Consider the following 24439-nt stretch of genomic DNA (forward strand, 5'->3'; position numbering starts at 1 on the left):
GGATGAAGGTCAAACGCATCATCGCCAATATAGGCACGCACGACATCACGGCTGCGAAGCGCTTCTACCAGGACGTGCTTGGCCTTGATTTGCTCATGGATCACGGCTGGATCGCCACGTATGGCTCGCACGAAACAATGGACGTGCAGATCAGCTTTGCCGAGCAAGGCGGATCGGGCACGCCGGTGCCGGATCTGTCGATCGAGGTCGACGATGTCGAGGCGGCACTCGAAGGCATGAAGGCGGCCGGCTTCGCCATCGAATACGGACCGGCCGACGAACCCTGGGGCGTGCGGCGCTTCTACGTGCGCGATCCCCTGGGCCGGCTGGTCAACATTCTCTCGCATCGGTGATGGCGCTTCTCAAGCGCAGGCTTGCGCGCAGGCCGGTTGGCGGTTAGCAAGGCCGCGGTCGCACAGCGCCGCGCGCCTCGTGGCGCGCAAAGGACGCTGTGCAAAATCGAAACGCATTCTTTCTGGGACGGTTTCTCCATGGCAACGAAGCATCTTTTCCTGCTCCCCGGCGACGGCATCGGCCCCGAGGCCATGGCCGAGGTCAAGAAACTGATCGCGGCCATGAACGACAAGCTCGGCAGCGGCTTCGTCACCGATGAGGGCCTGGTCGGCGGCTGCGCTTACGATGCGCATGGGGCAGCGATCTCCGATGCCGACATGGCAAAGGCGATGGCGGCCGACGCGGTGCTGTTCGGCGCGGTCGGCGGGCCGAAATGGGATGCGGTGCCTTACGAGGTGCGCCCGGAGGCCGGCCTGCTGCGCCTGCGCAAGGACATGGAGCTGTTCGCCAATCTGCGCCCGGCGATCTGCTACCCGGCGCTGGCCGCATCCTCCTCGCTCAAGCAGGAAGTGGTCGAAGGCCTCGATATCCTCATCGTGCGCGAGCTGACCGGCGGCGTCTACTTCGGCGAACCCAAGCAGATCATCGATCTCGGCAATGGCCAGAAGCGCGGCATCGACACCCAGGTCTACGATACGTTCGAGATCGAGCGCATTTCGGGCGTCGCCTTCGAATTGGCGCGCACCCGCAAGAACCACGTCACCTCGATGGAAAAGCGCAACGTCATGAAGTCGGGCGTGCTGTGGAACGAGGTCGTCACCCAGACCCACAAGGCGCGCTATTCCGACGTCAAGCTCGACCATATGCTGGCCGATGCCGGCGGCATGCAGCTGGTGCGCTGGCCCAAGCAGTTCGACGTCATCGTCACCGACAATCTGTTCGGCGACATGCTGTCCGACATCGCCGCCATGCTGACCGGCTCGATCGGCATGCTGCCGTCGGCCTCGCTCGGCGCGCCTGACGCCAAGACCAAGAAGCGCAAGGCGCTGTACGAGCCGGTGCACGGCTCGGCGCCCGACATTGCCGGCAAGGGCATCGCCAACCCGATCGCCATGATCGCCTCCTTCGCCATGTGCCTGCGCTATTCCTTCGGCATGGTCGATGAAGCCGACAAGCTCGAAGGCGCCATCGCCGCCGTGCTCGATCAGGGCCTGCGCACCAAGGATATCTTGTCCGCCGGCATGACCGAGGTCGGCACGGTTGCGATGGGCGACGCGATCATCGCCAAGTTCCTGGGATAATTCCGGGGCGGACCCACTCAGCGTATCTCGCCGGCCAGCTGGCGCAGCAAGCCAACGAGTTGCGCTTCGTCCACCGGCTCGAAGAAGGCCGCGTCGGCGGCCTCGACGGCGACTATGGCGCGCTGCGCTGCGGCCGTCCCTGTCGGCGTGATGCGGATCACCTTGGCGCGGGAATCCCTGGGGTCGACCTCCCGCGCAATCAATCCTTTTGCCTCCAGCCGGGCAACGACATCCGACGTCATCTTCACCTCGGTACCGGCCTGGGCGGCGAGCTGCACCTGATTGGGCGGCTCGCCATTGCGGCCGAGCCACATCGCCGAGGCAAGCAGCACGAACTGGACGTGGGTCAGGTCGAGTGGGGCCAATGCCGCCGTCATGACGCGCTGCCAGCGCATGGTGGTTCGCCAGAGCAACAAGCCGGGGCTCTCCGATGGTCCGCTGAAGCGTGTGTTCAAATCCTGCCCATCAGCCACGGCTTGCCAGCTCCTCTGCCTGCTCGAACAATTTAGCCATCGAGGTGTCGAAATCGCCGCTGATCTGCGGCCCGAGTTCCGGTCCGACCTCGGCGGCCGAAGGGCCTGATATTTCGAGCCGATGGGTCACCTGCGTGCCGCCTTCGACCGACACCAGCGTATGCCGAAACAGCAGCCTGGTGTCACCGAACGAGGTCTCGTCGGCATAGGTGACGTTCTCGACGAGATCGACGATAACAGATTCAAACGTGTCCTGACCGACCGGCGTCACCGAGACACGGGTGCCCTTCGCGAACGGGCCGTGCAGCACGAAGGTGTCGGAGCCCTCATAGGTCAGGCGGCCTTCATGCAGCGCCTTCAGCGCGTTCCAGACGGCTGCTGCGGGAAGGGAGGAAATTGCGGTGTACTCGTTGCTCCACATTGTCTTGGCTCCGTTCATCCTGGCCGACCGATTATTCGATCTGTGCACAGACTATCTGTGCACAGATAATATTGCAAGAGGAATCTTCTGCCGCGATGCCCCTGCCTGAACGGTGGCTCTTGAGTGGGACTTAACCTCTCCCTGCTCGTATGCAGCTTCGAGCGGGAAAGATTTCTTGTTTTCTCGGGACTGGTCTCTAGGTCCTGACCCCTGCCGGCACCGGCCCCCAGGGGTTTTCGCCCACCTGAGACTGCACAAGCCCCAAGACCAGCATGGCCACCCCGCCGACGGCTGGGATGAAGCAGGGCAAGACAAACCAGCCGCTCAGGCCGACATCGTGCAAACGCCGCACAACGAGTGCGATCCACGACAGGCCGGCTGCAAATGTGAAGATAAGAGCGGGTATCAACCCTATCGTGCTCTGGCCCGCGTTGATGCCGAAGCCATTGATAGCGATTGACGAGTATCCCGAAGCCGAGAAGCACTAGCTGCACCAGGATAAAGCACAGGCAAAAGGCCCAGAATTCCTTGCGGCGAGCGCGTCCGTTGAAATTATAATAATTCACGGTCACCGTTTGCAGGAAGTAGGCCCACAGTCCTGTAGACCCGGCAGGCCGATTTTCGGCAAGCTGGCCAGGCCGTGATGGTTGACCGCTGCTTGACGACGGCGTGGTTGAGGCGGCGACGATATTGTGGGCCGCGCCATCATCCGGCTGGAATTCGACGAGGGTTCCCCTTGCGGGGGCGATGTCAGGGCTTAGGTCGTTACGCGTAAAGATATAGCGCTTGCCGTCGACGCCATTGATGTAACCGAAATCCTGCTCCTGGTCATAGTGATAAACCGCGCCGCGCATGCTTCCCCCTTACAATGCGATGCGCAAATGCTACCCAGAGTTGTTCACAATTGCAATATGCACGCCAGGCTAAATGATGAGGCCCGCCGGCACCGGCCCCCACTGGTTTTCGCGTCCCTGTGTCGGGATCAGCGCGAAGACCAGGATGATCAGGCTGCCGAAGGTGGGGATCAGGATGAGCAGGCAGAGCCAGCCGGTCAGGCCGAGGTCGTGCAGGCGGCGCACGATCATGCCGAGATTGGGCAGGAAGGTGGCCAGCAGGAAAAGGCCGAAAAGCCCGACCGTCATCGCCGGCACCTCGGCGTTGTCGAAATTGCCCATCTCGACATCGGCGAAAACGCCGACGCCCATGATCATCAGCAACGCAATCGTCCAGAACAGGCAATAGCCCCAATATTCCTTGCGCCGGGCGCGGCCGGCGAAGTTGAAGTAGTTTTGGGTCACCCCGCGCCAGAAATAACCCCAGAGATCGGTGGGCTCGGCTGGTTCGGAAGACCGGCCGAAAGGCTGCGCCTGCGCTGCACTGGCTGCGGGAACGGCTTGAGCCGGTGCGGCGCTTATGCTGGACTCGGCGGCCGGGCTTGCTGTCTGTGAGGCAATCGAGAAAACGTCACGCGCCTGGCCGCCGCCGGCCTGGAACTCGACTGCCGCTCCCTTGGGCATCGCGGCTTGCCGGCGGAGGTTCTCGCGGGTGAACGTGTAGCGGTTGCCGTCGGCTCCGGTGATGAAGCCGAAGCCCTGATCCTCGTCATAGTGGAGCACTTCGCCGCGCATCACCCACCCCCTTTTGTCGCCACGTCGCTGCCAAGGTGTGACACAAGGCCAAGCCAGCGGGCAAGCCCGTGCGACATGGGCCGTGCGACATGGCTACCATATCAGCGGCAAATCAAGCATAAGGCTTCACGTGCAGCCTCGTCGCCAAAGCGGACCATGACAGTCGAGCATTCTGAAGCCAGCGCCGCGACCGAGGGTATAAAACCTCCGAGGCTGACTCCTACATTGGCCATCGATGCCACCGGGCTGATGCTCTGGCCGCCCGGCAAGGGCCTGGCGGGCATTCCGCGGGTCGAAAGTTTTCTCGTCAATGCGGCCCTGGCGGATCCCGACCCCAGCGTGGAGGTGGTGGCGTTCAGGTCCGGGGAAGGCCGGTTCCGGCCGCTCGTCCCTTACGAACAGGACCATGTCGCGGCGGGCGAGATTTCACCGCATCGTGTCAAAAGGTGGCGGGGGAGATGCACAGCGCTGTCGCAGGCCTTCGAGGTGGTGCGCAAGCAGCCTTGGGACAAGCGTGAGATGGACCGCCATCTGGCCAGGACGGTGACCAACGGCCGCAAGGGGATCGCCTATCAGGCGACGAGGCTCCTGATCCGCGCCTATCGTCTGGACCAGCGGGCGAGGATCCGGTTTGGTTTGCGCCAGGACGCGATAGCGCAGCCGGTCAAGGCGGAACCCGGCCTTGTGCTGATCAGCCATCATATCCTGACCCAGGAAGACCGGTCCACCGTCTCGGGGGCCGCCGGCAAGCTGGCCTTCCTCTGTCACGACATCATCCCGGCCTTGCGCCCCGATCTGCTTGGCTCGGGCACCAGCGAGCGCCGCTTCGGCTCCTATCTCGAGCAGCTCGTGCGTTCCGGCGCTCCGGCATTCTGCGCCTCCGACGAGGTCGGCGCGACGCTGACCGAGCATATGCGCAAGGCCGGCATCGCCGCGCCCGTGGTGTACCGCTTTCCGATGCCCTCGATCCTGCACGCAAACGCATCGCGCGCCGGCACGACCTCGCGTATCGAGGCCGGCGAGCCGTTCGTGCTCTATTGCTCGACCATCGAAGTGCGCAAGAACCACATCCTCCTGGCGCGGATCTGGCAGCAAGCGCTCGAGGAAGGCGTCAAGCTGCCAAGGCTTGTCTGCGCCGGGCGCTGGGGCTGGATGATCGAGCCGCTGCGCGCCTATCTCAAGGCGCATCCCGAACTGCTCCAGTCGGTCACTTTCACCGGACTGGTCAGCGACGAGCAGCTCATCCAATATTATCGCAGCGCCAGCTTCGGTGTCTTTCCCTCGCATATAGAGGGCTGGGGCTACGGCGCCTCGGAATGTCTAGATTTCGGCGTTCCGGTCATCGTCTCGACAACGCCGTCGCTGATCGAGGCGACCGGAGGCCTGATGCCGGCGATCGATTCCAACGATCAGGCCGGCTGGTATGCTGCGATCCGCAGGATGGCGGAGGATCACGCCTGGCGCGCCTCGCTGGCGGAGCGCATCGCCCAAAACCACCGGCCGACGCCTGCGTCGGCAAGCTGGGCTGCCATCAAGGCAGGCCTGCAGGCGAGCGCAGCCCGCCAGCGCACCGAACAGCAGGCAGGCTGATCGCAACAGCCTGCGGGTTCAAAGCGGTCCTATGAAGGGTGCTTCTTCGCCTTCTTGTGCTTCGGCGGGCCGGCATTGTCGAATTTCGGCTTGCCCGGCTTTTTTGCCCATGGCTTTGCCTCATGCGCGGCTGCCGGGCGCTGGTCGGCTGAAGCCGGTGCGAGCTTCTCGAATTTGCGCTTCGGCGCGTTCGGGTCGAATGGCGCCTTGCCGCGATGCGGCTTCTTGTCCGGGCTCGGCGGCTGATAGCCGGCGCGCGACAGGTCCGGCGTGCCCTCCAGCCGTTTTACCACGATGTTGCCCTGCAATTTGCGGTCGGGTCCGATCGCGGCGAGAAAGCGGTCGGCCCAGTCCGCCGCGATCTGCACGTAGGTCTCTTCCGGCTGCATCTTGATGGCGCCGATCTCGCGCTTTGAGATGCTGCCGGTGCGGCACAGCATCGGGATCAGCCAGCGCGGTTCGGCGTTCTGCCGGCGTCCGATCGACAGCGAGAACCAGACGCTGTTGCCGAAATCTTCTCGGCGGCTGGGCGCCTCGTCACGGCGCGCGAAGTTTTCGCCCGCCGGTCTTTCACGCGAAGGCGTGAACGGTGCCACGTCCATCAGATCCTCGGGCGCCGAGCGGCTGGCGCGGCACTGGCGCACGAAGGCGGCAGCCACCTGTTCGGCGCCATGCTTGGCGAGAAGCGCGTCGATGAAGCCGCGCTCGTCATCCTTCACCGGCTCGTCGAAGGCCGGGTCGGCCAGGATGCGTTCGTCGTCGCGCCGGATCACGTCGTCGGCGGAAGGTGGGCTTGCCCATGTCGCCTTCAGCCCGGCGTTCTGCAGCAGCCGTTCTGTGCGCTTGCGGGCGCTGTTGGGCACGATCAGCGCGCTGACGCCCTTGCGCCCGGCGCGCCCGGTGCGGCCGCTGCGGTGCAGCAGCGTTTCGGGATTGGTCGGCAGGTCGGCGTGGATGACCAGTTCGAGGTTGGGCAGGTCGATACCGCGCGCCGCGACGTCGGTGGCGATGCAGACTTTTGCGCGGCCGTCGCGCATCGCCTGCAGAGCATGGCTGCGTTCGTTCTGGCTAAGTTCGCCCGATAGCGCCACGACCGAAAAATTGCGGTTGTTGAAGCGCGCGGTCAGATGATTGACCGCGGCGCGCGTGTTGCAGAACACCAGCGCGTTCTTCGCTTCATAGAAGCGCAGCACGTTGATGATGGCGTTCTCGCGGTCGGCCTGGGCGACGCTCAGCGCCCGGTATTCGATGTCGAGATGCTGCTTTTCCTCGCCGGCGGCGGAAATACGTATGGCATCGCGCTGGTAGCCTTGGGCCAGCGTTGCGATCGAACGCGGCACGGTGGCCGAGAACATCAGCGTGCGGCGGTCGGCCGGGGCGGCGTCGAGGATGAATTCGAGATCCTCGCGAAAACCGAGATCGAGCATCTCGTCGGCCTCGTCCAGCACCACGGCCTTGAGCGCCGACATATCGAGCGAGTTTCGCGTGATGTGGTCGCGCAGGCGGCCCGGTGTGCCGACGACAATATGGGCGCCGCGGTCCAGCACGCGCCGCTCGGTGCGCATGTCCATGCCGCCGACGCAGGACGCCACCGTCGCGCCGGTCAGTTCATAGAGCCATTCCAGTTCGCGTGTCACTTGCAGCGCCAGTTCGCGCGTCGGCGCCACGGCCAGTGCCAGCGGGGCTGCGGCATGGCCAAAGCGCTCCGCATCGCCCAGAAGGGTCGGCGCCAGAGCAAGACCGAAAGCGACGGTCTTGCCGGAGCCGGTCTGCGCCGAGACCAGCGCATCAGCCTGGCCGAGCTCCAGAACCGCCTTCTGCACCGGCGTCAGTTCGGAATAACCGCGTTTTTCCAGCGCCTGTGCAAGCGCTGGGACAATAGCTTCGAAGTTGGACATCTCGCTCTTTCGGAATTCGGGGTTCTGCGCTCATCATGGAGCACGAGCCGGGGCCGGCGTCACGCCAGCCAAACAATCTTGGCCGTTCGTACTTCCTGGCGCCGCTCTTGTACAGGGCGCGCCTTGAAAGCCAGGCGATGCGTCGCCAATTGACTCCTGCCGCAAACCGCGTAAAAGCCCGCTTCGAACGGGATCGTTTTCGATGCGCGGCCTTTTGATGGCTCTTCTTGCATTCGACGCCCCCAGCCTCAATGCACATCATTGGGCCGGGCGTTCTGGCGCGTCCCCTCGTTCCAGCAAAACCCCATTCTTGGCCAAGAAAACCGGCAAAACGGTGTGATTCCCTTGGCCTAACCACCCTCTCCCGGGTCCGGCCCGGGGGACGGAACCCGCATCGGCCAGCGGGTTTTCTCCAAAAACCAAGCGGAGAGGGACAGGAGATTTTTCGATGAGTTTCAAGGTTGCAGTCGTCGGCGCCACGGGCAATGTGGGCCGGGAAATGCTCAACATACTGGAAGAGCGCGGCTTTCCGGTAAGTGAAGTCGTGGCGCTCGCCTCGCGGCGCAGCCAGGGCACGGAAGTGTCGTTCGGCGACCGCACGCTGAAGGTCAAGACGCTCGATCAATATGATTTTTCCGACACCGATATCTGCATCATGTCGGCCGGTGGCAACGTTTCCAAGGAATGGTCGCCCAAGATCGGCAAGCAGGGCTGCGTCGTCATCGATAATTCGTCGGCCTTCCGCTACGACCAGGACGTGCCGCTGATCGTGCCGGAAGTGAACCCGGACGCGATCTCGCTGTTCACGCGCAAGAACATCATCGCCAATCCGAACTGCTCGACGGCGCAGCTGGTCGTGGCGCTGAAGCCGCTGCATGATTTCGCCACCATCAAGCGCGTCGTCGTCGCCACCTACCAGTCGGTGTCGGGCGCCGGCAAGGAAGGCATGGACGAGCTGTTCACGCAGACGCGAGCCGTGTTCGTCGCCGACGGTGTCGAGGTCAAGAAGTTCACCAAGCGCATCGCCTTCAACGTCATCCCGCATATCGACGTCTTCCTAGACGACGGCTCGACCAAGGAAGAGTGGAAGATGGTCGCTGAGACCAAGAAGATGCTCGATCCCAAGATCAAGCTGACGGCGACCTGCGTGCGCGTGCCGGTGTTCATCGGCCATTCGGAAGCGGTCAACATCGAGTTCGAAAAGCCGATCACCGCCGACGAGGCGCGTGATATCCTGCGCGAGGCGCCGGGCTGCCAGGTCTTGGACAAGCGCGAGGATGGCGGCTACATCACGCCGCTCGAATCGGCTGGCGAGGACGCCACCTTCATCTCGCGCATCCGCGAGGATTCGACCATCGACAACGGCCTGTCGATGTGGATCGTCTCCGACAATCTGCGCAAGGGCGCGGCGCTCAACGCGGTGCAGATCGCCGAGCTTCTGGTCGAGCGTGGCCTGATCCAGCCGAAGAAGAAGGCGGCCTAGTTACCGCTCACGGGCCGCACCGCCGCTGCCGCGGCGGGCCCTCCGCGAGGGCGCCGGACGACCGGCCTGGACGGGGCAAGGCATAGGCAGCCGGTTGCTATTAGACGCGACCGCTGCTCTGCCGGTCGTGAAACTCCATTGCTTCCAGGCCAACACCGGCGCCCGGCGCTTCTATGAGGGTCGTGGGTTCCAGGCGGAGTCGTTTGGCGACGGCACGACCAACGAGGAAGGCCTGCCGGATATTCTGTACGTCCGCAGGCGCTGACGCCTTACTCAATCCGTCCATTCTCTGCCGCCAGTCCGCGCAATAAGACCATCGCTTCCTCCCCCCGCTCCGCCGGGATGAACAGATGGTCGTGATAGAACGCCGAGACTGGATTGACGCCCATGCCGACGGCGGCGAGCCGCGTGGTGATGGCGGCGAGGAAGCCGACTGCTTCCAGCGAGGAATGGATGTTCAGCGTGATCATTCGGCAGCGGAACGAAGGGGTCAGTCCGGCTGCCTTTGCCGCTTCCTCGGTCACGATAAGCGTCGTGCCCTCGCGCTCGCGAAACACCATCGTCGCTTCGAGGCCTTCGGGCTGGAGAATACCAGGCGCCAGCGTGGTGAAGACATAGATGCCGTCGAGCAGTTCCGGCGTCATCGATGCCAGCAATGTCTTGAGATCGGTCTCGCCGGTCATCTGTCTTTTCTCAATGGATGCAGGGCGGGCAGCCCACAGACCTTCAATACCCGCGACCGATGAATGCCGATAGTCCGCGCCAGCGCGCACCGCACAGACGACATGGCGATGTCGCTGGCGGCTAGGCTTGCGAAGCTGTCGCATCGCACAATAAAGGAGTTGAGGACCAGCGCCGGTCCGTGAAAGGCTCCTGATGATCGTTCGCCCGCGCCCGACATTCCTGCAGCTGTTCTTCATCATGCGCGGCTCCGTGGTGCCACGTATCCTGCCGCAGATCTTTGGCTTCGCGCTCTATTCGGCGATCATCGTCGCTCTCGCACGCAGGTTTCAGCTGGATCTTGGCGTCTTCAACATCACGCCTTTCGGACTGGTCGGCGTGACCCTGTCGATCTACCTGTCGTTCCGCAACAATGCCGCCTATGACCGCTGGTGGGAGGCGCGCAAGCTGTGGGGCGCGCTGGTCTTCGAGATCCGCAATCTGGCGCGGGCCACGACTAGCCTGATCGCCGACCCGGCCGAGCAGCGTGCTTTGCTCATGGAGGCGCTTGCCTTCTGCCATTTCCTGCGCGGGCAGTTGCGCAAGACCGACAGTGTGAAAGACGCCCATGCCTTCATCGATACCGAGACGGACACGGCTGCAAAATTCGCCAATCCGGCCGACGAGATGGTCAGGCGCATGGGCCGCCGCGCCAACGCACAGCGCCGGGCCGGCGAGGTCGATTCGATCGGCTTTCGCATCCTGGATGAGAGGCTGGCATCGATCACGGCCATTCAGGCAGGCTGCGAGCGGATCGCCGGCACGCCCTTGCCGTTTGCCTATACGCTGCTGGTGCATCGCACGGCCTACATCGTCTGCCTGCTGCTGCCTATCGGGCTGATCTCGAGCACCGGCTGGGCAACGCCATTGTTCACGGCGCTGATCGCCTACACCTTCTTCGGCCTCGACGCGCTGTCGGAAGAGCTCGAGGATCCGTTCGGCACCGAGGCCAACGACCTGGCGCTGGACGGCCTGTGCCGTGTCTGCGAAATCTCCGTCTTCGAGGCGCTGGGCGAAACACCGCCGAAGATGATCGCGGCCGAGAGGTTTTACTTCTCCTGAGCTGCGGCCCAGCTTGCCAGCCGAGGGACGGCTCAGAAAGAATCCGAACCCCCTGTAGGATTGCCGCCTCATGCCGCGTCCTTGGTTCGACCCCGGCGAAAAGGGCTCGAACCATCAGGAGGGAACACCATGAGCATTTCTGAAACCGCGCCCGTTTCGTCCGGCGCCTTGTGGACCGGCCGCGTGCTCAGCGGCCTCACCATCCTGTTCATGATCTTCGACGGCGCCATCAAGCTGCCGCCGCTCGATGTCGTCACCCAGACGATGGTGCCGCTCGGCTGGCCGGCAGACCCTGATATGGCGCGCTTGCTCGGCGTCATCGGCCTGTTCGCGACGGCGCTCTACGCATGGCCGCGCACTTCGGTTCTCGGCGCCATACTGCTCACCGCCTATATGGGCGGCGCCATCGCCACAAAACTGCGCATCGACAGCCCGCTGTTCTCGCACACGCTGTTCGGCGTCTATCTCGGCATCATCCTGTGGGGCGGCCTCTATCTGCGCGACCCCAAGGTGCGCGCGCTGATCCCGTTCAGCCGTTGAGCCTCTAAGGAGAGAAAAATGTTCAGCACCATCCTCATTATCCTGGTCGCCCTTGTCGCCGCCATCCTCATCTATGCCGCGACACGGCCGAATGATTTCGTCACCACCCGCACCGCCACCATCAAGGCGCCGCCGGAAGCGATCTTCCCAATGATCAACGATTTCAACCGCTGGCCGACATGGTCGCCTTACGAAAAGCTCGACCCCAACATGAAGCGTACACTCTCCGGCGCGGCAAGCGGCAAGGGCGCCGCCTATGCCTGGGAAGGCAATGGCAAGGCCGGCAAGGGGCGCATGGAGATCGTCAATTCGGTGCCGTCCTCGCAGGTCGCGCTCAAGCTCGATTTCGAGAAGCCGTTCCGCGCCAACAACAGCGTCGACTTCACCCTGACGCCTTCTGGCGACACCACCGCCGTCAGCTGGGCGATGCGCGGCAGCCGGCCCTTCATCGCCAAGCTGATGGGCCTGTTCATGAACTTCGACACGCTGATCGGCCGGGATTTCGAGGTCGGCCTCGCCAATCTAAAGCGCAACACCGAGGCATGACCGGTATGGACGCCGCTTGTTTGAACAGGCGGCGTCGCGATCTTCATTCTCCCTGGGATCAAATTAGCCGTCTGAGAGTTAAGGCCTTGGCGGCGAGACGGCGATCCGCATGTGAGAGGAACGAAAATGAAGAAAATCTTGACCATTCTGCTGCTGACGACCGCGCTTGGTGCTTGTTCGCAGACGGAAAAAGGTGCTGCCGTGGGCGGCCTTGGCGGCGCTGCGATCGGCGCGGCCGTGGCCGGAGATCCGGTGCAGGGCGCGATTGTCGGCGGCGCAGTCGGTGCAGTGGCCGGGGCGCTCATCGGCCATGCCAGCGAAAGCGGCCAATGCCGGTACCGCGACCGCCATGGGCGAGTCTATGTTGACCGCTGCCCTGACGGCTATTGAGCCGCGCTCAGGACTGAAACAGCAAAACGGCGGGCAACAGGCCCGCCGTTTTCGTGGGATGGGCCGGAAAGCTGCGGGCTGCGCTACAGCAGCTTCTGGATATAGCTCCACGCTTCCCGGCCTAGCCTTGCATCGGCGTCATCGTTGCCGCCATGGGCGTGCAATCTCGACCGCAGCGTGGTTTCACCCGGCAGCAGAATCCGATGACCGGCGTCGGGCGCCGAAACGAGGCCGGTGGTCTTCCCGGCATCCTTGCGACGCCGAACAATCCGGTCGGCAAAACAGAGGGATGGCCACAGCGCGTCATCGCCGCCGGCAACCAGCACGATTTCCGCCGAAATGGCTTCGACAGGAATGGCGGCCTTGCTCGCCGCGTCAGCGAAAGTTTGGAGGGCGCGTTGGAAAAGCCCCCGGTAAGACACCAGGCCGTCGACGTGTTCAGCGCTCCAATCGGGATTGCTTGGGACGAACGGGTAAGGGACGCCCTTCAGCGTCCATGATGATCGTTCGGGCCAATCGATGCCGTCGCGGCCAGGTCCGATATTGCCCCAAACCACCGATGTCGGGCTGATCGCGACCACGGCGTCGATGCGCGGGTCATGAACGGCCGCGAGCAGGGATGCCTCGGCGCCTTTTGATGTCCCGATATAGACGATGCGCCGGCATCCCAGTCCGACAAGACAATCCGTTGCGGCGAAAAACGTCTCCAAGGGGATTTCGCAGATGCCGGGAACCTGGCCTTCGCCGCCAAACCACTGGAGCGCGAGCGCGGACGCCCCTTGCCCGGCAAACAGCCTGGCGCGGGCGACGTCGACGCGGCCGCTCGATCCGCTCAACACCACGACGCCGGTCGTGCGTCAGCGCATCGCAGGAGGGTTCCGGCAACGCTGCCCGACAGGATTTCTTCCGTGATTGCCGGTTCGCCCATCCGATTCATCAGCCTCAATGCCTGGCATTGCCGGACAATAGCAAAACGGCGGGCACAGGCCCGCCGTTTTGTCGATGCGATGAAGCACTCTTTATTCGGCAGTGGCGGCTTCCGCCTCGGCCGGTGCGGCAGCTGCGGCTGCAACAGCGGCGGCAGCGTCTTCCTGCGCCTTCTTCAGAAGGGCGGCGCGTTCCTGGGCCTTCTTGCCCGGCTCGGCCTTCTTCGGGTTGGAGCGGGCGTCGCGCTTGGCAATGCCGGCCTCGTCGAGGAAGCGCAGCACGCGGTCGGTCGGCTGGGCGCCATGCGACAGCCAATGCTTGACGCGGTCGGCGTCGACCTTGACGCGCTCGCCGTCCTTGGGCAGCAGCGGGTTCCACGAGCCGAGCGACTCGATGAACCGGCCGTCGCGCGGCGAACGGGCGTCGGCGACGACGACGTGGTAGTAAGGACGCTTCTTCGAGCCCGCACGGGCCAGTCTGATCTTCAGTGCCATTTCTTTTCTCCTAAAAGCTCTGATTTCGTTGGATTGGATTTCAGCCGGTTTTCGTCACGCCGTTGGCAGCGGCGATCTGTTCGTGGTGGCGGATCACTTCGCGGACGACGAAGTTGAGGAATTTTTCCGCGAAATCGGGATCGAGATGCGCGTCCTTGGCCAGCTGGCGCAGACGGGCGATCTGCTGCTGCTCGCGCGCCGGGTCCGCCGGCGGCAAGCCATGCTCGGCCTTCAGCACACCGACCGCCTTGGTGCAGCGGAAGCGCTCGGCCAGCATGTGGATGAGGGCGGCGTCGATGTTGTCGATCGAGGCGCGGTAGCCGGCCAGGATGGTGCGGGCGTCGGCCATGTCCTTTTCTTCGTTCATGGTCTCCTCACTTCTTCTTGCCCCATCACTTCTTCTTCCCAAGACCCGGCAGTCCGCCGCCGCCGAGGCCGGGAAGCCCCGGAAGTTTCATGCCGCCCGGCAGGCCGGGCAGGCCACCGCCGCCGGGGGCGGGCAGGCCCTTCATGCCGCCGAGGCCGGCGGCCTGCGCCTGCTTCTGCAAGGCTTCGAGCTGCTTGGGATCCATCTTCGACAAATCGGGCATGCCACCCATGCCGCCCATACCGCCGGGCATCATGCCGCCGAGGCCCATTTTCGAGGCAAGGCCGCCCATCATGCCGCGCATGAGGCCGCCGCCTTTGCCCTTGCCGCCCATCGCCTTCATCATGTCGGCCATGCCGCGATGCATCTTCAAGAGCTTGTTGATCTCGGCCGCGTCGGTGCCGGAGCCGGCGGCGATGCGCTTCTTGCGCGAGTGTTTCAGCATGTCGGGGTTGGCGCGCTCGGCCTTGGTCATCGAGGAGATGATGGCGAGCTGGCGGCCGAACATCTTGTCGTCGAGACCGGCGGCGGCCATCTGGTCCTTCATCTTGCCCATGCCGGGCATCATGCCCATGATGCCCCCCATGCCGCCCATCTTCGACATCTGCCGAAGCTGCTGGGCGAGGTCGTTCAGGTCGAACTTGCCCGACTGCATCTTCTTGGCCATCGCCGCCGCCTGCTCGGCGTCGATGTTCTCGGCGGCCTTTTCGACCAGGCTGACAATGTCGCCCATGCCGAGGATGCGGTCGGCGATGCGCTTGGGGTGGAATTCCTCCAGCCCGTCCATCTTTTCGCCGGTACCGATCAGCTTGATCGGCTTGCCGGTGACGGCGCGCATCGAAAGGGCTGCACCGCCACGGCCGTCGCCGTCCATCCGGGTCAGCACCAGGCCGGTGATGCCGACGCGTTCGTCAAAACTCTTCGCCAGGTTGACGGCGTCCTGGCCGGTCAGCGAATCCGCGACCAGCAGAATTTCATGCGGGCTCGACACCTTCTTGATGTCGGCCATTTCGACCATCAGCGGCTCGTCGATATGGGTGCGGCCGGCGGTGTCGAGGATGACGACGTCATGGCCGCCGAGCTTGGCCGCCTGGACGGCGCGCCTGGCGATATCGACCGGGTTCTGGCCCGCAATGATCGGCAGCGTCGCGACCTTGACCTGCTCGCCGAGCTGGCGCAACTGCTCCTGCGCGGCCGGACGCCGCGTGTCGAGCGAGGCCATCAGGACGTTCTTGTTCTGACGCTCGGTCAGCCGCTTGGCGATCTTGGCCGAAGTGGTCGTCTTGCCGGAGCCCTGCAGGCCGACCATCATGATGACGACGGGCGCCGGCGCATTGAGGTCGATGGCGACGCCCTCGGCGCCGAGCATGTCGACCAGCTCGTCATGGACGATCTTGACGACCATCTGGCCGGGTTTGATCGACTTCAGCACCGCGGCGCCGACGGCCTTTTCGCGCACCTTGTCGGTGAAGGAGCGCACCACTTCGAGCGCCACGTCGGCCTCGAGCAGCGCACGGCGCACCTCGCGCAGCGCCGCCGAGACATCAGCCTCCGACAGCGCGCCGCGGCCGGTCAGGCCGTTCAGGATGGAGCCAAGACGCTCCTGCAGCGATTCAAACATTCGTTTTCCTTTTCCCTGACACCCGGATGGTGCCCGAGAGGTAATGCGTTCGCGCCAAGTGTCCAAGCAAAAGCAAAGCCCACAACCAAAAAGCACCCGGGGGCGCTCAGCGCTGCCGGGTGTTGGCCTCCAGGATCGATTTACAGCACTTGGCCCCAAAGAGGCTTCGGCGTCCTGGTCGGCTTGCTCGGAGGGATACTCGTCGCGGAATTCGAGGCGTGTAGACAGGAAATCGGCCGAAGAGTCAAGACAAGGGCCAGTCTGGCCGTCCCGTGTGTCGCAATCAGGCCGCGCCCTTGGCGTCCGGAAGCTTGGCTCCAACCCTGAGCGGCGAGCGGGGATGCAGCAGCGACACAATCGTCAGCAGGCTGCAGGCGATGCCGATGAGGGCGATGAGAATGGCATCCGACATCATCCAGCCCGGCCCTTCGAGCGGCCTGGCGGTGAACAGGGCGAAGGAGTTGTAGCTCTCCTGGTGCGAGATCAGCAGGAAGCCGGTCAGATTGTTTCCGAGATGGGCGCCCAGCGCCGCGCCGAGATTGCCGGTGGCGTAGACGACGAGTGTCAGAAGCAGCGCGAAGGCGGCGATCGAGACCAGCACGCAGGCGTTGATGGCGGCCGACGACGCGCTGCTCCAGTGCAGCGAGGTGAACAGCAGGCCGGGCAGCAGCGCCCAGATCAGCGGGCTCCTGAACCGGCTGGCCAGGCCGCGCAGCAGATAGCCGCGAAACAGCACCTCTTCCGAGGACGTCTGCAGCAAGGTCAGCGCGACGATCGGGACCAGAAACAGCAGCCACGACGACAGGCTGATCGTGCCGCGCGCGATCCCCGGCTGCAGGAGGTAGAGCAGGATTTCGGACAGAGCCGAGGTGATCAGCACAGCGACCAGCCCCTTGAGGAAGTCCGGCCGCGACACACGACGGCTGGCGCCAAGCAGCGCAGACAGCGGTTCGCCATGCACCCAGCGCATGGCGATCCACAGGCCGATCCAGATGCCGGCGAAGGAGGCGAGCGCACTGAGGATGCCGATGGGCGAGGCGAGGAAGCCTTCCATACCGGCGGATGAAGCCGCCGAAGCCTGCCAGGCGAAGAAGAGACGAGTGCCGCCGATGATCACGGCTGCGGTGGTGGCACCCCACAACACGACGACGATCAGCGTTCCCAGGAACAGACGCAGAAAGGTCGTCCTGGCGTTCGGCGACTGCCGGTAGCGCTCGAAGGCAGTGTCGTCGATCGTCACGCAGAGTCCTTCGCCCGAATCCATCGCCTTTGATCTAGCCGATGGCTTCGGGAATCGGAATCGCTATTCGTCAGGGATCAATGCGCAACAGACCTTGTGGCACCCAAGCGCCACGGAAGCAGCCGTCCTGTTTGTGGCCAGCGCCCGCCTTGTCGACCGCTGGTTTCCATCAACGCACCACGTACATGATGCGCCGCGTCTGCGGATCGATCAGCGCCGGCTGACCGTTCACATAGACATAGCGGTAGTTGTAATCAGGAATTTCGCGCAGCTCGACAGTGTCGGGCAAGGTCGCGCCGGTCACCACTTCGCCGTCGAGATAGACCGGGTCGAGGCGATGCGTGTCGACATAGGTGCGGACTTCGGCTGGCGGAGGAGGAAAGTCCCCCTCGACTGGATCACTGGCGATGATCGCACCGGTATAGTCGTTCGAGTAGTTGCCGATATCTTCCGGCGGCGAGACGACGGCAACGCTCGAGCCGTGGGGACGCTGCGTCAGCACCACCCGGCTGCCGCTGAAATCGGCGGTCACATAGTCCGAATAGACCCAGCCTTGGCCGCCGGCTTCGGCGATGGTGCACCATTTGCTGTTTTCGATGCAGCCATTGAGGGTCGCCGACTGGCCAGCGGCGAGCACGCCGATAACAGGATATTGCGGACCCGGACCGGCGCGGACGTTGAGATCGGTGACGGCCGAGACGGCGGTGTCGGCTAACGCGGCGCCCGACATCACGGTCATCATCCCGGCGATTGCGGGAAACAATACGGACTTCATGGTTTTCTCTCCGTTTTCATTGTCCCCTCGGGTTTGAAAACGGGGCAGCGGCGCATGCGTTCCGGCTAAAATGCCGGCGCCACCTCACGATTTGTTCCCGTCTCTTTCGGCAGACCAGTCAAAAGGTCGTGAACGAAGGCCAGTTTTCGCGCCGTCACGTCCGAAATGACGAAGGGATAGAGGTCGGGCAGGCCCATGCAGCGGTTGATCGAATTGGAGGCTTCCGACAGCACCAGCCAGCGGGCAAGGATCTTTTCGAAGGGCTCGGGCGTGTTCGCAGGTTCCGAAGGGGCGGCCTGCAGTTCGCCGCCGGTGTCGCCCCGCGGCAAATCATTGGCCACCACCGTCTTCAGCCGGCCGAGCGGGAAGTTCAGCGCATGGACCATCTCCAGCGTGTCGGTGATGTGCAGATGATGGGCCCAGGTTTCGGCCCAGTCCTCCCACGGATGCGAGGTGGCGTAGGCCGAGATGTGGTTTTGCTGCCAGTCGGGTGGCGCGCCGTTGGTGTAATAGGCCTTCAGCGCCTGTTCGTAATCGGCGCGATCGTCGCCGAACAGAGCGCGGAAGGCCTCCAGCCTTTGCGGATCGTCGCGGATCAGGCGGTCCCAGTAATAATGGCCGAGCTCATGGCGGAAATGGCCGAGCAGCGTCCGGTAATTCTCACCCATCTGGACGCGACGCTTCTCGCGCTCGGCTGAATCGGCCTCGGCGACGTTGAGCGTGATCAGGCCGTTGTCATGTCCGGTCAGGATGCGTTCACCGCCTGGCCCGCCGCCGATCGGATCGGCGAGGAAGTCGAAGGCGAGGCCGACCTCGTCCGTCGGGCTCTGCTTGGGCGCCACCGGCAGGCCGAAGGCGAGCAGCGAATAGATGGCGCGCTTCTTCGCCGCCTCGACGCGGATCCAGCGGCGGCGGTTGCCGTCGACGGAGAGATCGGGGATCAGCTGATTCAGACCGCAGGCGCGGCAAAAGCCTTGTCCCGGTTCGGCCATCCAGTTGCAGGCGCATTCATCGGCATTGGTGCACTGGAAGATGCCGTCCGCGCCCGCCAAGGCAAAGCGGGCATGCTCGGGATCGTAGAGCACAAGGCTGGAGCAATTCAGGCACTGCGCGTTCTCGAAATAGAGACGGTGGCCGCAATGCGGGCAATCAAAGAGTTTCATGTCGGTCTCAAACCATCAGAGCCAGCATATAGGTGCGCGGCGGCAGGTGCCCAACGCCAATCGCCGGGCAGGCGTTCCGCAGATCTCGAAGCTATTTCGCGGCAAGCTGGGCGACGACCTGCCTCGCCACCGCTTCGCCCGACAGACGCGCACCGCCGCAGGTCGGGATCAGCGGCCGGCGAGGTGCTCGCCGGCGCCGACCACATCAACGTCTTCCATGGCTATTTCGACCCCGCCACAATAATCACTTGATCGTAGGCAAATTCCCCGGCATTCGCCAGCATTGTGCCGCAGACCGTGACAAGTGCGCGTTTCGCTGGCAAATTCGCAGATGGGACGTGAATCAGGCAACCAGGAGAACAACATGGCATTTCTTGCCAAGGGTAGGATTTTTGCGGCCGCGGTGGTGGCGGCGCTTGGGCTGGCGACGGGGGCACAGGCGGCGGCCAGTTGTGGCAGCACCGGTGCCGGCTTCGATGCTTGGAAGCCGGGGTTCGCCGCAGAGGCCAAGGCCGAAGGTGTCGGCGCCAGGGGTCTGGCCGCGCTGGCTGGCGCTACTTACGCGACAAAGACGATCTCCGTCGATCGCGGCATCCACAAGGCTTTTAGCGGCTCGGTGGAAGCCTTCATGAAGCGCCGTGGCGGGGCGGCGATCATTTCCAAGGGCCGTGTGCTGAAGAAGTCGAACGCGGCGCTGTTCAGCCAGATCGAAAGCAACTACGGCGTGTCGCCAGGTGTGTTGCTGGCGATCTGGGGCATGGAGACCGGCTTCGGTTCGTCCATGGGCAACCAGAATACGGTTTCCGCCATCTTGACGCTTGCCTATGATTGCCGCCGTCCGGCGTTTTTCCACCCACATGCCATTGCGGCCCTGAAGCTGGTTGATCGCGGGGCTTTGAGCGCCTCGTCGGTCGGCGCTGCCCATGGCGAGATCGGCCATACGCAGTTCCTGCCCGGGAATGTCCTGAAATATGGCGTGGGCAGCGGAAACCTGCGCGACAAGGCGACGGCGCTGGCTTCCACCGCCAATTTCCTCAAGGCCCATGGTTGGCGGCGGGGTGCGAGCGCTGCGGCCAATATCGGCGCAATTGCCGGCTGGAATGACGCAAACGTCTACCAGCAGGCCATAGTGCAGATCGCCACCGCGATCGACGGCGACTGATTGAAAGCCCTGTTCGACAAAAGCCCGGCCATGCTCCGGGCTTTTTTTGTCGAGGGAAGCATTTCGGACGTTCGAGATCGACCGAAGCGTCCCCAGCGTCGCTACGCTCCTTGCTCCGCCCGTGGATGACGAAGTGACGGATGTTTCCGGCTAATCGCCAATTTCGAGCGCGTAGGAGCAGCCCGCCAGCGTCTGGCCGGGATGGGTATCGACCGTCGAGACGCTGAGCGCAATGCGCGTGGCGAAGGTCACGCCGCCGCTGTCCTCGGTTCTCTCGGCCATGACTTTTTCGCCGAGGAATTTGTCCGGGCTGGAGACCGTCGCCGGGACGCCAAGCTGCCGGGCGAGTTCCGGCGCGGCGATGCCGTCGAGCACGGCCATCGGCCCGGTCGCGGTGAAGACGATTGTCCCCGTCTCGTGCCTGAAGACATGAACCGGTGCGGGCAGTCGATACTGCCGCAGGAAGGGATTGCCGGATGGAACCTCTTTCCAGCCGAGCGTGCCCGCCGCCCCGGGCTCGCCGCCCAGCCACAGGGCAAAGCTATTATAGGCCGGCACGTCGGCCCTGCATTCTATCAGTGCGGCAAGTTCGAGGGAGCTGGGATCGAAGGTCTCGGCCATGGCCGGCGTCGCCAGAAAAACCAGCAACGTCAGGTGGCGGCCAAGGCCATGCATCAGTCCTACTTCGCTCGGTTGCGCGCGGCAAGCGTGCGGAGCCTGAGCGCGTTGAGGCGGATGAAGCCGGCGGCGTCTTTCTGGTCGTAGGCGCCGCGGTCGTCCTCGAAGGTGACCAGTGCGTCGGAATAGAGCGTCTTCTTAGACTTGCGGCCGGTGACGATGACGTTGCCCTTGTAGAGCTTCAGCCGCACCGTGCCTTCAACGTCTTCCTGGCTCTTGTCGATCATCGCCTGCAGCATCAGGCGCTCGGGCGAGAACCAGAAGCCGTTGTAGATGAGCTCGGCATAGCGCGGCATGAACTCGTCCTTGAGGTGCGCGGCACCCCGGTCGAGCGTGATCGATTCGATGGCGCGATGGGCCACGATGAGGATGGTGCCGCCGGGCGTCTCATAGACGCCGCGCGACTTCATTCCGACGAAGCGGTTCTCGACCAGGTCGAGCCGGCCGATGCCATTGTCGCGGCCGAGATCGTTGAGCGCGGCCAGCATGGTCGCCGGCGACAGCTTCTTGCCGTTGAGCGCGATCGGGTCGCCCTTCAGGAATTCGATCTCGATCTCGGTGACCTTGTCGGGCGCATCCATCGGCGAAACGGTGCGCTGGTGGACGAATTCCGGCGGCTCGCTCCATGGATCTTCGAGAACCTTGCCCTCGGAAGACGAGTGCAGGAGATTGGCATCGACCGAGAACGGTGCCTCGCCCCGCTTGTCCTTGGCCACCGGAATCTGGTGCTGCTCGGCGAAGTTGATCAGGTCGGTGCGCGACTTGAACGACCAGTCGCGCCAGGGCGCGATGACCTTGATGTCGGGGTTCAGCGCGTAGGCGGAAAGCTCGAAACGCACCTGGTCGTTGCCCTTGCCGGTGGCTCCGTGCGCGATCGCATCGGCGCCGGTCTCCTTGGCGATCTCGACAAGGTGCTTTGAAATCAGTGGCCGCGCGATCGAGGTTCCCAGCAGATAAGTGCCTTCGTAGACGGTGTTGGCGCGGAACATCGGGAAGACGAAGTCGGAGACGAATTCCTCGCGCACATCGACGATGCGGATGTCCTTGATGCCCATCATCTCGGCCTTCTGGCGCGCCGGCTCCAGTTCGCCGCCCTGGCCGAGATCGGCGGTGAAGGTGACGACCTCGGCGCCGAGTTCGGTCTGCAGCCATTTCAGGATGATGGATGTGTCGAGACCGCCGGAATAGGCGAGCACGACTTTCTTGACGTCTTTGGTCTTGGACATTTCTGCTCCGTCGATGGCGGACGCTTGGGCAAGGGCGTCACGGATTGTCGGAGCGCCTTTTAGCAGGAACGGCAAAGCGAGCAAGCGCGCGCGGCCCCAGATTGCTGATCCAGCGCGCTGCAGGCGGCATCGTATCTCTTTTGGAGCATGATCTCTGGACAAACGGAAACCGTTTGCCAGAGAAAAACCGGTTGCCACTTCGGGATCATGCCCTTGCGGAAACAACCGCTACAATCATGGGCTGCATTTATGCCGAGGATTTAAGCAAGTTTTCATGTCCGGCCGCTAAATCGGCGAGATACAGCTGCACTGGGCAATGCGACCGTGCCGAGGCGGCTTTTGCCCGTTCATTGCGGGAGTCCTCGGGCTTGGACCATTCTTGATGCGCGTTATATCATGCATCGTCACGGAACATAATCTGTGGCTCGTCCTGCTGGCGGCGCTGATGTGCGTCACCGGCTGCTGGGTGACGATCGGTCTCCTGGATCGCGCCAGGAAAACCGTCGGCGTGCAGATGCGGGGATGGCTGTTCCTGACCGCGGTCGCCGCCGGTTCCTCGATCTGGTGCACGCATTTCATCGCCATGCTGGCCTATCAGCCCGGCGCGCCGATCACCTTCGATCCGGTGCTCACCATGATCTCGCTGGTCATCGCCATGGTTGGAACCGGGGCGGGCTTCGGCCTTGCCCTGGACAAAAGCCGCGGCCTGGCGCCGGAATGGGGCGGATGCCTCGTCGGGCTGGCGATCTCGGCCATGCATTATACCGGCATGATGGCCTATCACGTGGCCGGCATCGTCGAATGGGACGCCCGCTATGTCGTCGCTTCGGTGCTGATCGCGATGGCGTTCTCCGCCGCGGCGATCGGCCAGGCGGCGCGCCGGCCGTATCGCTGGTCGCATTATCTCGGCATCGGACTGCTCGTGCTGGCGATCGTCGGCCTGCATTTCACGGCGATGGCGGCGGTGGCGGTGACGCCGCTCTCCTTCATCACCACCGGCACCAATCCCGATATCCTCGAAGCGATGGCCGTCGCGGTCGCCGTGGTCGGTATGATCGTCGCTGCCACCGGCTTCGCCAGTTATCTGATCGACGAACGCGGCCGGGCCGAGAGCTTCGAGCGCCTGCAGCATCTGGCGCTGAACGATTCGCTTACCGGCCTTGCCAACCGGGTCTCCTTCAACGATCGCCTCGACCATGAGATCGAGCGGGCGGGCGAGGACAAGGACACGATGACCGCCGTCATCGTCATCGATCTCGACCGCTTCAAGGAAATCAACGACCTCAGGGGACACGCGGCCGGCGACCAGGCGCTCAAGATCGTTGCCCGCAAGCTGGCGAAACTGGCCGGCGACGGCGAGTTTGTCGCCCGGCTTGGCGGCGACGAATTTGCCGCCATCAAGCGCTTCAAGGACCAGAACGAGCTGCTCGGCCTGGTGTCGCGGCTGGAAAAATCATTGTTCCAGCCGTTACGGATCGACGATTTCGAGACCGTCACCGGCGCCAGCATCGGCGTCGCTGTCTATCCGCGCGACGGCGCCGACCGCGAGAGGCTGGTCAGCAATGCGGACCTGGCCATGTACCGGGCCAAGAATGACGTGACGCGGGCCGTCTGCTTCTACGAATCGACCATGGACGAGACGGCGCGGGCGCGGCGCGCGCTCGCCACCGACCTTCGCCTGGCGATCGAGCGCGGCGAACTCTCGCTGCACTATCAGGTGCAGACCTCGGTTGCGACCGGCGCCACCTGCGGTTACGAGGCGCTGCTGCGCTGGACGCATCCCGTGCACGGCATGATCCCGCCCGCCGAATTCATTCCGATCGCCGAGGAAAACGGCTCCATCCTGGGGATCGGCGAATGGGTGCTGCGCACCGCATGCCGCCAGGCGGCCTCCTGGGACAATGGCCACAAGATCGCGGTCAATCTGTCGCCGGTGCAGTTCGCCCATGCCGACCTGGCCAAGCTCGTCCACCAGATCCTGATCGAGACCGGCCTGTCGCCGAAGCGTCTCGAGCTCGAGCTGACCGAATCGACGATCGTCGCCGACAAGGTGCGCACGCTGCACGTGCTGCGCCAGATCAAGGCGCTGGGCGTGACGATCGCTATCGACGATTTCGGTACGGGCTATTCGTCGCTCGACACGCTGCGCTCGTTTCCGTTCGACAAGATCAAGCTTGACCGCTCCTTCATGGCCGATGTCGAGCGCAGCCCGCAGGCCAAGGCGATCATCCGCGCGGTGCTGACACTGGGGCGCAGCCTCGACATTCCGGTGCTCGCCGAAGGCGTCGAGACCCACGTCCAGCTCACCATCCTGCAGGTCGAAGGCTGCAACGAGGCGCAAGGTTATTTCCTCGGCCGCCCCAAGCCGATCGATCAGATTTTGTTGCCCGGAACGGCAGCTGTCATGGTGGTCGAGCTCGATCAGTCGGCGGCTTAGACA

The 24439-nt window shown here is 63.8% G+C and carries 25 protein-coding genes and 1 pseudogene; 11 read left to right on the forward strand and 15 right to left on the reverse strand.

The window, feature by feature from the left end:
• The first annotated feature begins 2 nt into the window (after positions 1 to 2).
• Both HGP13_RS04420 and leuB read left to right on the forward strand, forming a co-directional pair.
• Positions 3 to 353, forward strand: a complete 351-nt coding sequence (locus tag HGP13_RS04420) for a VOC family protein (RefSeq protein ID WP_172222028.1) — start codon at positions 3 to 5, stop codon at positions 351 to 353.
• A gap of 138 nt (positions 354 to 491) precedes the next feature.
• Positions 492 to 1595 (forward strand): 3-isopropylmalate dehydrogenase, encoded by a 1104-nt coding sequence (leuB, locus tag HGP13_RS04425; protein ID WP_172222032.1) that lies wholly within the window; start codon positions 492 to 494, stop codon positions 1593 to 1595.
• Between the two features lie 17 nt (positions 1596 to 1612).
• Here leuB and HGP13_RS04430 read toward each other — a convergent pair whose 3' ends face one another.
• The 4 genes from HGP13_RS04430 to HGP13_RS04445 form a co-directional block, all read right to left on the reverse strand.
• Positions 1613 to 2011, reverse strand: a complete 399-nt coding sequence (locus HGP13_RS04430; protein ID WP_246707279.1) for a MarR family transcriptional regulator — start codon at positions 2009 to 2011, stop codon at positions 1613 to 1615.
• 49 nt (positions 2012 to 2060) lie between these two features.
• A complete protein-coding gene (locus HGP13_RS04435) occupies positions 2061 to 2489 on the reverse strand; it encodes a polyketide cyclase (RefSeq protein ID WP_172222038.1) in 429 nt (142 codons plus the stop codon).
• Positions 2490 to 2685: 196 nt separating this feature from the next.
• Entirely contained in the window at positions 2686 to 2898 is a 213-nt protein-coding gene (locus tag HGP13_RS37745; RefSeq protein ID WP_246707280.1) for a DUF805 domain-containing protein, read from the reverse strand.
• 514 nt (positions 2899 to 3412) lie between these two features.
• Positions 3413 to 4117: a DUF805 domain-containing protein gene (locus HGP13_RS04445; RefSeq protein ID WP_172222041.1), complete on the reverse strand. Its 705-nt coding sequence runs from the start codon at positions 4115 to 4117 to the stop codon at positions 3413 to 3415.
• A 225-nt stretch (positions 4118 to 4342) separates the two neighbouring features.
• On the opposite strand from HGP13_RS04445, the gene HGP13_RS04450 reads away from it, so the two are divergent.
• Positions 4343 to 5707, forward strand: a complete 1365-nt coding sequence (locus HGP13_RS04450; protein WP_246707281.1) for a glycosyltransferase — start codon at positions 4343 to 4345, stop codon at positions 5705 to 5707.
• Positions 5708 to 5736: 29 nt separating this feature from the next.
• Here the strand turns inward: HGP13_RS04450 and HGP13_RS04455 are convergent, their stop codons facing one another.
• Positions 5737 to 7605: a DEAD/DEAH box helicase gene (locus HGP13_RS04455; protein WP_172222047.1), complete on the reverse strand. Its 1869-nt coding sequence runs from the start codon at positions 7603 to 7605 to the stop codon at positions 5737 to 5739.
• A gap of 448 nt (positions 7606 to 8053) precedes the next feature.
• On the opposite strand from HGP13_RS04455, the gene HGP13_RS04460 reads away from it, so the two are divergent.
• Both HGP13_RS04460 and HGP13_RS04465 read left to right on the forward strand, forming a co-directional pair.
• Positions 8054 to 9088 (forward strand): aspartate-semialdehyde dehydrogenase, encoded by a 1035-nt coding sequence (locus tag HGP13_RS04460; RefSeq protein ID WP_027031979.1) that lies wholly within the window; start codon positions 8054 to 8056, stop codon positions 9086 to 9088.
• Between the two features lie 25 nt (positions 9089 to 9113).
• Entirely contained in the window at positions 9114 to 9353 is a 240-nt protein-coding gene (locus tag HGP13_RS04465) for a GNAT family N-acetyltransferase (RefSeq protein WP_281410998.1), read from the forward strand.
• A 4-nt stretch (positions 9354 to 9357) separates the two neighbouring features.
• Here the strand turns inward: HGP13_RS04465 and HGP13_RS04470 are convergent, their stop codons facing one another.
• The gene (locus HGP13_RS04470) at positions 9358 to 9771 is read right to left on the reverse strand and encodes an ACT domain-containing protein (protein WP_172222050.1); all 414 of its coding nucleotides are present in this window, start codon (positions 9769 to 9771) and stop codon (positions 9358 to 9360) included.
• A gap of 193 nt (positions 9772 to 9964) precedes the next feature.
• Here HGP13_RS04470 and HGP13_RS04475 point away from each other — a divergent pair, with 193 nt between their 5' ends.
• From HGP13_RS04475 to HGP13_RS04490, 4 genes are all read left to right on the forward strand, one after another.
• Complete coding sequence (locus tag HGP13_RS04475; protein WP_172222053.1) at positions 9965 to 10870, forward strand: bestrophin family protein; 906 nt, start codon at positions 9965 to 9967, stop codon at positions 10868 to 10870.
• 129 nt (positions 10871 to 10999) lie between these two features.
• Positions 11000 to 11410: a DoxX family protein gene (locus tag HGP13_RS04480; RefSeq protein WP_172222056.1), complete on the forward strand. Its 411-nt coding sequence runs from the start codon at positions 11000 to 11002 to the stop codon at positions 11408 to 11410.
• A gap of 18 nt (positions 11411 to 11428) precedes the next feature.
• Entirely contained in the window at positions 11429 to 11956 is a 528-nt protein-coding gene (locus HGP13_RS04485) for an SRPBCC family protein (RefSeq protein WP_172222059.1), read from the forward strand.
• A gap of 126 nt (positions 11957 to 12082) precedes the next feature.
• A complete protein-coding gene (locus HGP13_RS04490) occupies positions 12083 to 12346 on the forward strand; it encodes a YMGG-like glycine zipper-containing protein (RefSeq protein ID WP_172222063.1) in 264 nt (87 codons plus the stop codon).
• An 83-nt stretch (positions 12347 to 12429) separates the two neighbouring features.
• Here the strand turns inward: HGP13_RS04490 and HGP13_RS04495 are convergent.
• From HGP13_RS04495 to HGP13_RS04525, 7 genes and pseudogenes are all read right to left on the reverse strand, one after another.
• Positions 12430 to 13274 (reverse strand): annotated as a pseudogene (locus HGP13_RS04495) (acyl-CoA thioester hydrolase/BAAT C-terminal domain-containing protein).
• A gap of 91 nt (positions 13275 to 13365) precedes the next feature.
• Positions 13366 to 13767 carry a 30S ribosomal protein S16 gene (gene rpsP / locus HGP13_RS04500; RefSeq protein ID WP_172222069.1) on the reverse strand — a complete coding sequence of 134 codons (402 nt, stop codon included), beginning with the start codon at positions 13765 to 13767 and terminating at the stop codon, positions 13366 to 13368.
• A gap of 40 nt (positions 13768 to 13807) precedes the next feature.
• The gene (locus HGP13_RS04505; RefSeq protein ID WP_019862096.1) at positions 13808 to 14134 is read right to left on the reverse strand and encodes a chorismate mutase; all 327 of its coding nucleotides are present in this window, start codon (positions 14132 to 14134) and stop codon (positions 13808 to 13810) included.
• A gap of 25 nt (positions 14135 to 14159) precedes the next feature.
• Complete coding sequence (ffh, locus tag HGP13_RS04510; protein ID WP_172222072.1) at positions 14160 to 15755, reverse strand: signal recognition particle protein; 1596 nt, start codon at positions 15753 to 15755, stop codon at positions 14160 to 14162.
• A 283-nt stretch (positions 15756 to 16038) separates the two neighbouring features.
• Entirely contained in the window at positions 16039 to 16995 is a 957-nt protein-coding gene (locus tag HGP13_RS04515; RefSeq protein ID WP_172222075.1) for a type II CAAX endopeptidase family protein, read from the reverse strand.
• A 169-nt stretch (positions 16996 to 17164) separates the two neighbouring features.
• On the reverse strand, positions 17165 to 17770 hold the full coding sequence (locus HGP13_RS04520; RefSeq protein ID WP_172222078.1) for a DUF1236 domain-containing protein: 606 nt from the start codon (positions 17768 to 17770) through the stop codon (positions 17165 to 17167).
• 65 nt (positions 17771 to 17835) lie between these two features.
• Complete coding sequence (locus HGP13_RS04525) at positions 17836 to 18933, reverse strand: putative zinc-binding metallopeptidase (RefSeq protein WP_172222081.1); 1098 nt, start codon at positions 18931 to 18933, stop codon at positions 17836 to 17838.
• Positions 18934 to 19297: 364 nt separating this feature from the next.
• Between HGP13_RS04525 and HGP13_RS04530 the strand changes: the two genes are divergently transcribed.
• On the forward strand, positions 19298 to 20095 hold the full coding sequence (locus tag HGP13_RS04530) for a lytic transglycosylase domain-containing protein (protein ID WP_172222083.1): 798 nt from the start codon (positions 19298 to 19300) through the stop codon (positions 20093 to 20095).
• Positions 20096 to 20245: 150 nt separating this feature from the next.
• On the opposite strand, the gene HGP13_RS04535 is transcribed toward HGP13_RS04530, so the two are convergent.
• Positions 20246 to 20770 carry a hypothetical protein gene (locus HGP13_RS04535; protein ID WP_172222085.1) on the reverse strand — a complete coding sequence of 175 codons (525 nt, stop codon included), beginning with the start codon at positions 20768 to 20770 and terminating at the stop codon, positions 20246 to 20248.
• Between the two features lie 5 nt (positions 20771 to 20775).
• Positions 20776 to 21999 carry an argininosuccinate synthase gene (locus HGP13_RS04540; RefSeq protein ID WP_172222087.1) on the reverse strand — a complete coding sequence of 408 codons (1224 nt, stop codon included), beginning with the start codon at positions 21997 to 21999 and terminating at the stop codon, positions 20776 to 20778.
• A gap of 382 nt (positions 22000 to 22381) precedes the next feature.
• Between HGP13_RS04540 and HGP13_RS04545 the strand changes: the two genes are divergently transcribed.
• Positions 22382 to 24436, forward strand: coding sequence for a bifunctional diguanylate cyclase/phosphodiesterase (locus tag HGP13_RS04545; RefSeq protein ID WP_172222090.1), 2055 nt, complete (start codon positions 22382 to 22384; stop codon positions 24434 to 24436).
• Positions 24437 to 24439: the final 3 nt, after the last annotated feature.

The organism is Mesorhizobium sp. NZP2077, from assembly GCF_013170805.1.
Lineage (GTDB): Bacteria > Pseudomonadota > Alphaproteobacteria > Rhizobiales > Rhizobiaceae > Mesorhizobium.

Bases quoted from the DNA above. Each gene is read 5' to 3' on its own strand.
- HGP13_RS04480 (WP_172222056.1), top strand. From the start codon at position 11,000: ATGAGCATTTCTGAAACCGCGCCCGTTTCGTCCGGCGCCTTGTGGACC.
- HGP13_RS04445 (WP_172222041.1), bottom strand. From the start codon at position 4,117: ATGCGCGGCGAAGTGCTCCACTATGACGAGGATCAGGGCTTCGGCTTC.
- HGP13_RS04530 (WP_172222083.1), top strand. From the start codon at position 19,298: ATGGCATTTCTTGCCAAGGGTAGGATTTTTGCGGCCGCGGTGGTGGCG.
- rpsP (WP_172222069.1), bottom strand. From the start codon at position 13,767: ATGGCACTGAAGATCAGACTGGCCCGTGCGGGCTCGAAGAAGCGTCCT.
- ffh (WP_172222072.1), bottom strand. From the start codon at position 15,755: ATGTTTGAATCGCTGCAGGAGCGTCTTGGCTCCATCCTGAACGGCCTG.
- HGP13_RS04470 (WP_172222050.1), bottom strand. From the start codon at position 9,771: ATGACCGGCGAGACCGATCTCAAGACATTGCTGGCATCGATGACGCCG.
- HGP13_RS04420 (WP_172222028.1), top strand. From the start codon at position 3: ATGAAGGTCAAACGCATCATCGCCAATATAGGCACGCACGACATCACG.
- HGP13_RS04525 (WP_172222081.1), bottom strand. From the start codon at position 18,933: ATGAAACTCTTTGATTGCCCGCATTGCGGCCACCGTCTCTATTTCGAG.
- HGP13_RS04545 (WP_172222090.1), top strand. From the start codon at position 22,382: ATGCGCGTTATATCATGCATCGTCACGGAACATAATCTGTGGCTCGTC.
- HGP13_RS04505 (WP_019862096.1), bottom strand. From the start codon at position 14,134: ATGAACGAAGAAAAGGACATGGCCGACGCCCGCACCATCCTGGCCGGC.
- HGP13_RS04475 (WP_172222053.1), top strand. From the start codon at position 9,965: ATGATCGTTCGCCCGCGCCCGACATTCCTGCAGCTGTTCTTCATCATG.
- HGP13_RS04460 (WP_027031979.1), top strand. From the start codon at position 8,054: ATGAGTTTCAAGGTTGCAGTCGTCGGCGCCACGGGCAATGTGGGCCGG.
- HGP13_RS04435 (WP_172222038.1), bottom strand. From the start codon at position 2,489: ATGTGGAGCAACGAGTACACCGCAATTTCCTCCCTTCCCGCAGCAGCC.
- HGP13_RS04485 (WP_172222059.1), top strand. From the start codon at position 11,429: ATGTTCAGCACCATCCTCATTATCCTGGTCGCCCTTGTCGCCGCCATC.
- HGP13_RS04535 (WP_172222085.1), bottom strand. From the start codon at position 20,770: ATGCATGGCCTTGGCCGCCACCTGACGTTGCTGGTTTTTCTGGCGACG.
- HGP13_RS04455 (WP_172222047.1), bottom strand. From the start codon at position 7,605: ATGTCCAACTTCGAAGCTATTGTCCCAGCGCTTGCACAGGCGCTGGAA.
- HGP13_RS04520 (WP_172222078.1), bottom strand. From the start codon at position 17,770: ATGAAGTCCGTATTGTTTCCCGCAATCGCCGGGATGATGACCGTGATG.
- HGP13_RS04490 (WP_172222063.1), top strand. From the start codon at position 12,083: ATGAAGAAAATCTTGACCATTCTGCTGCTGACGACCGCGCTTGGTGCT.
- leuB (WP_172222032.1), top strand. From the start codon at position 492: ATGGCAACGAAGCATCTTTTCCTGCTCCCCGGCGACGGCATCGGCCCC.
- HGP13_RS04540 (WP_172222087.1), bottom strand. From the start codon at position 21,999: ATGTCCAAGACCAAAGACGTCAAGAAAGTCGTGCTCGCCTATTCCGGC.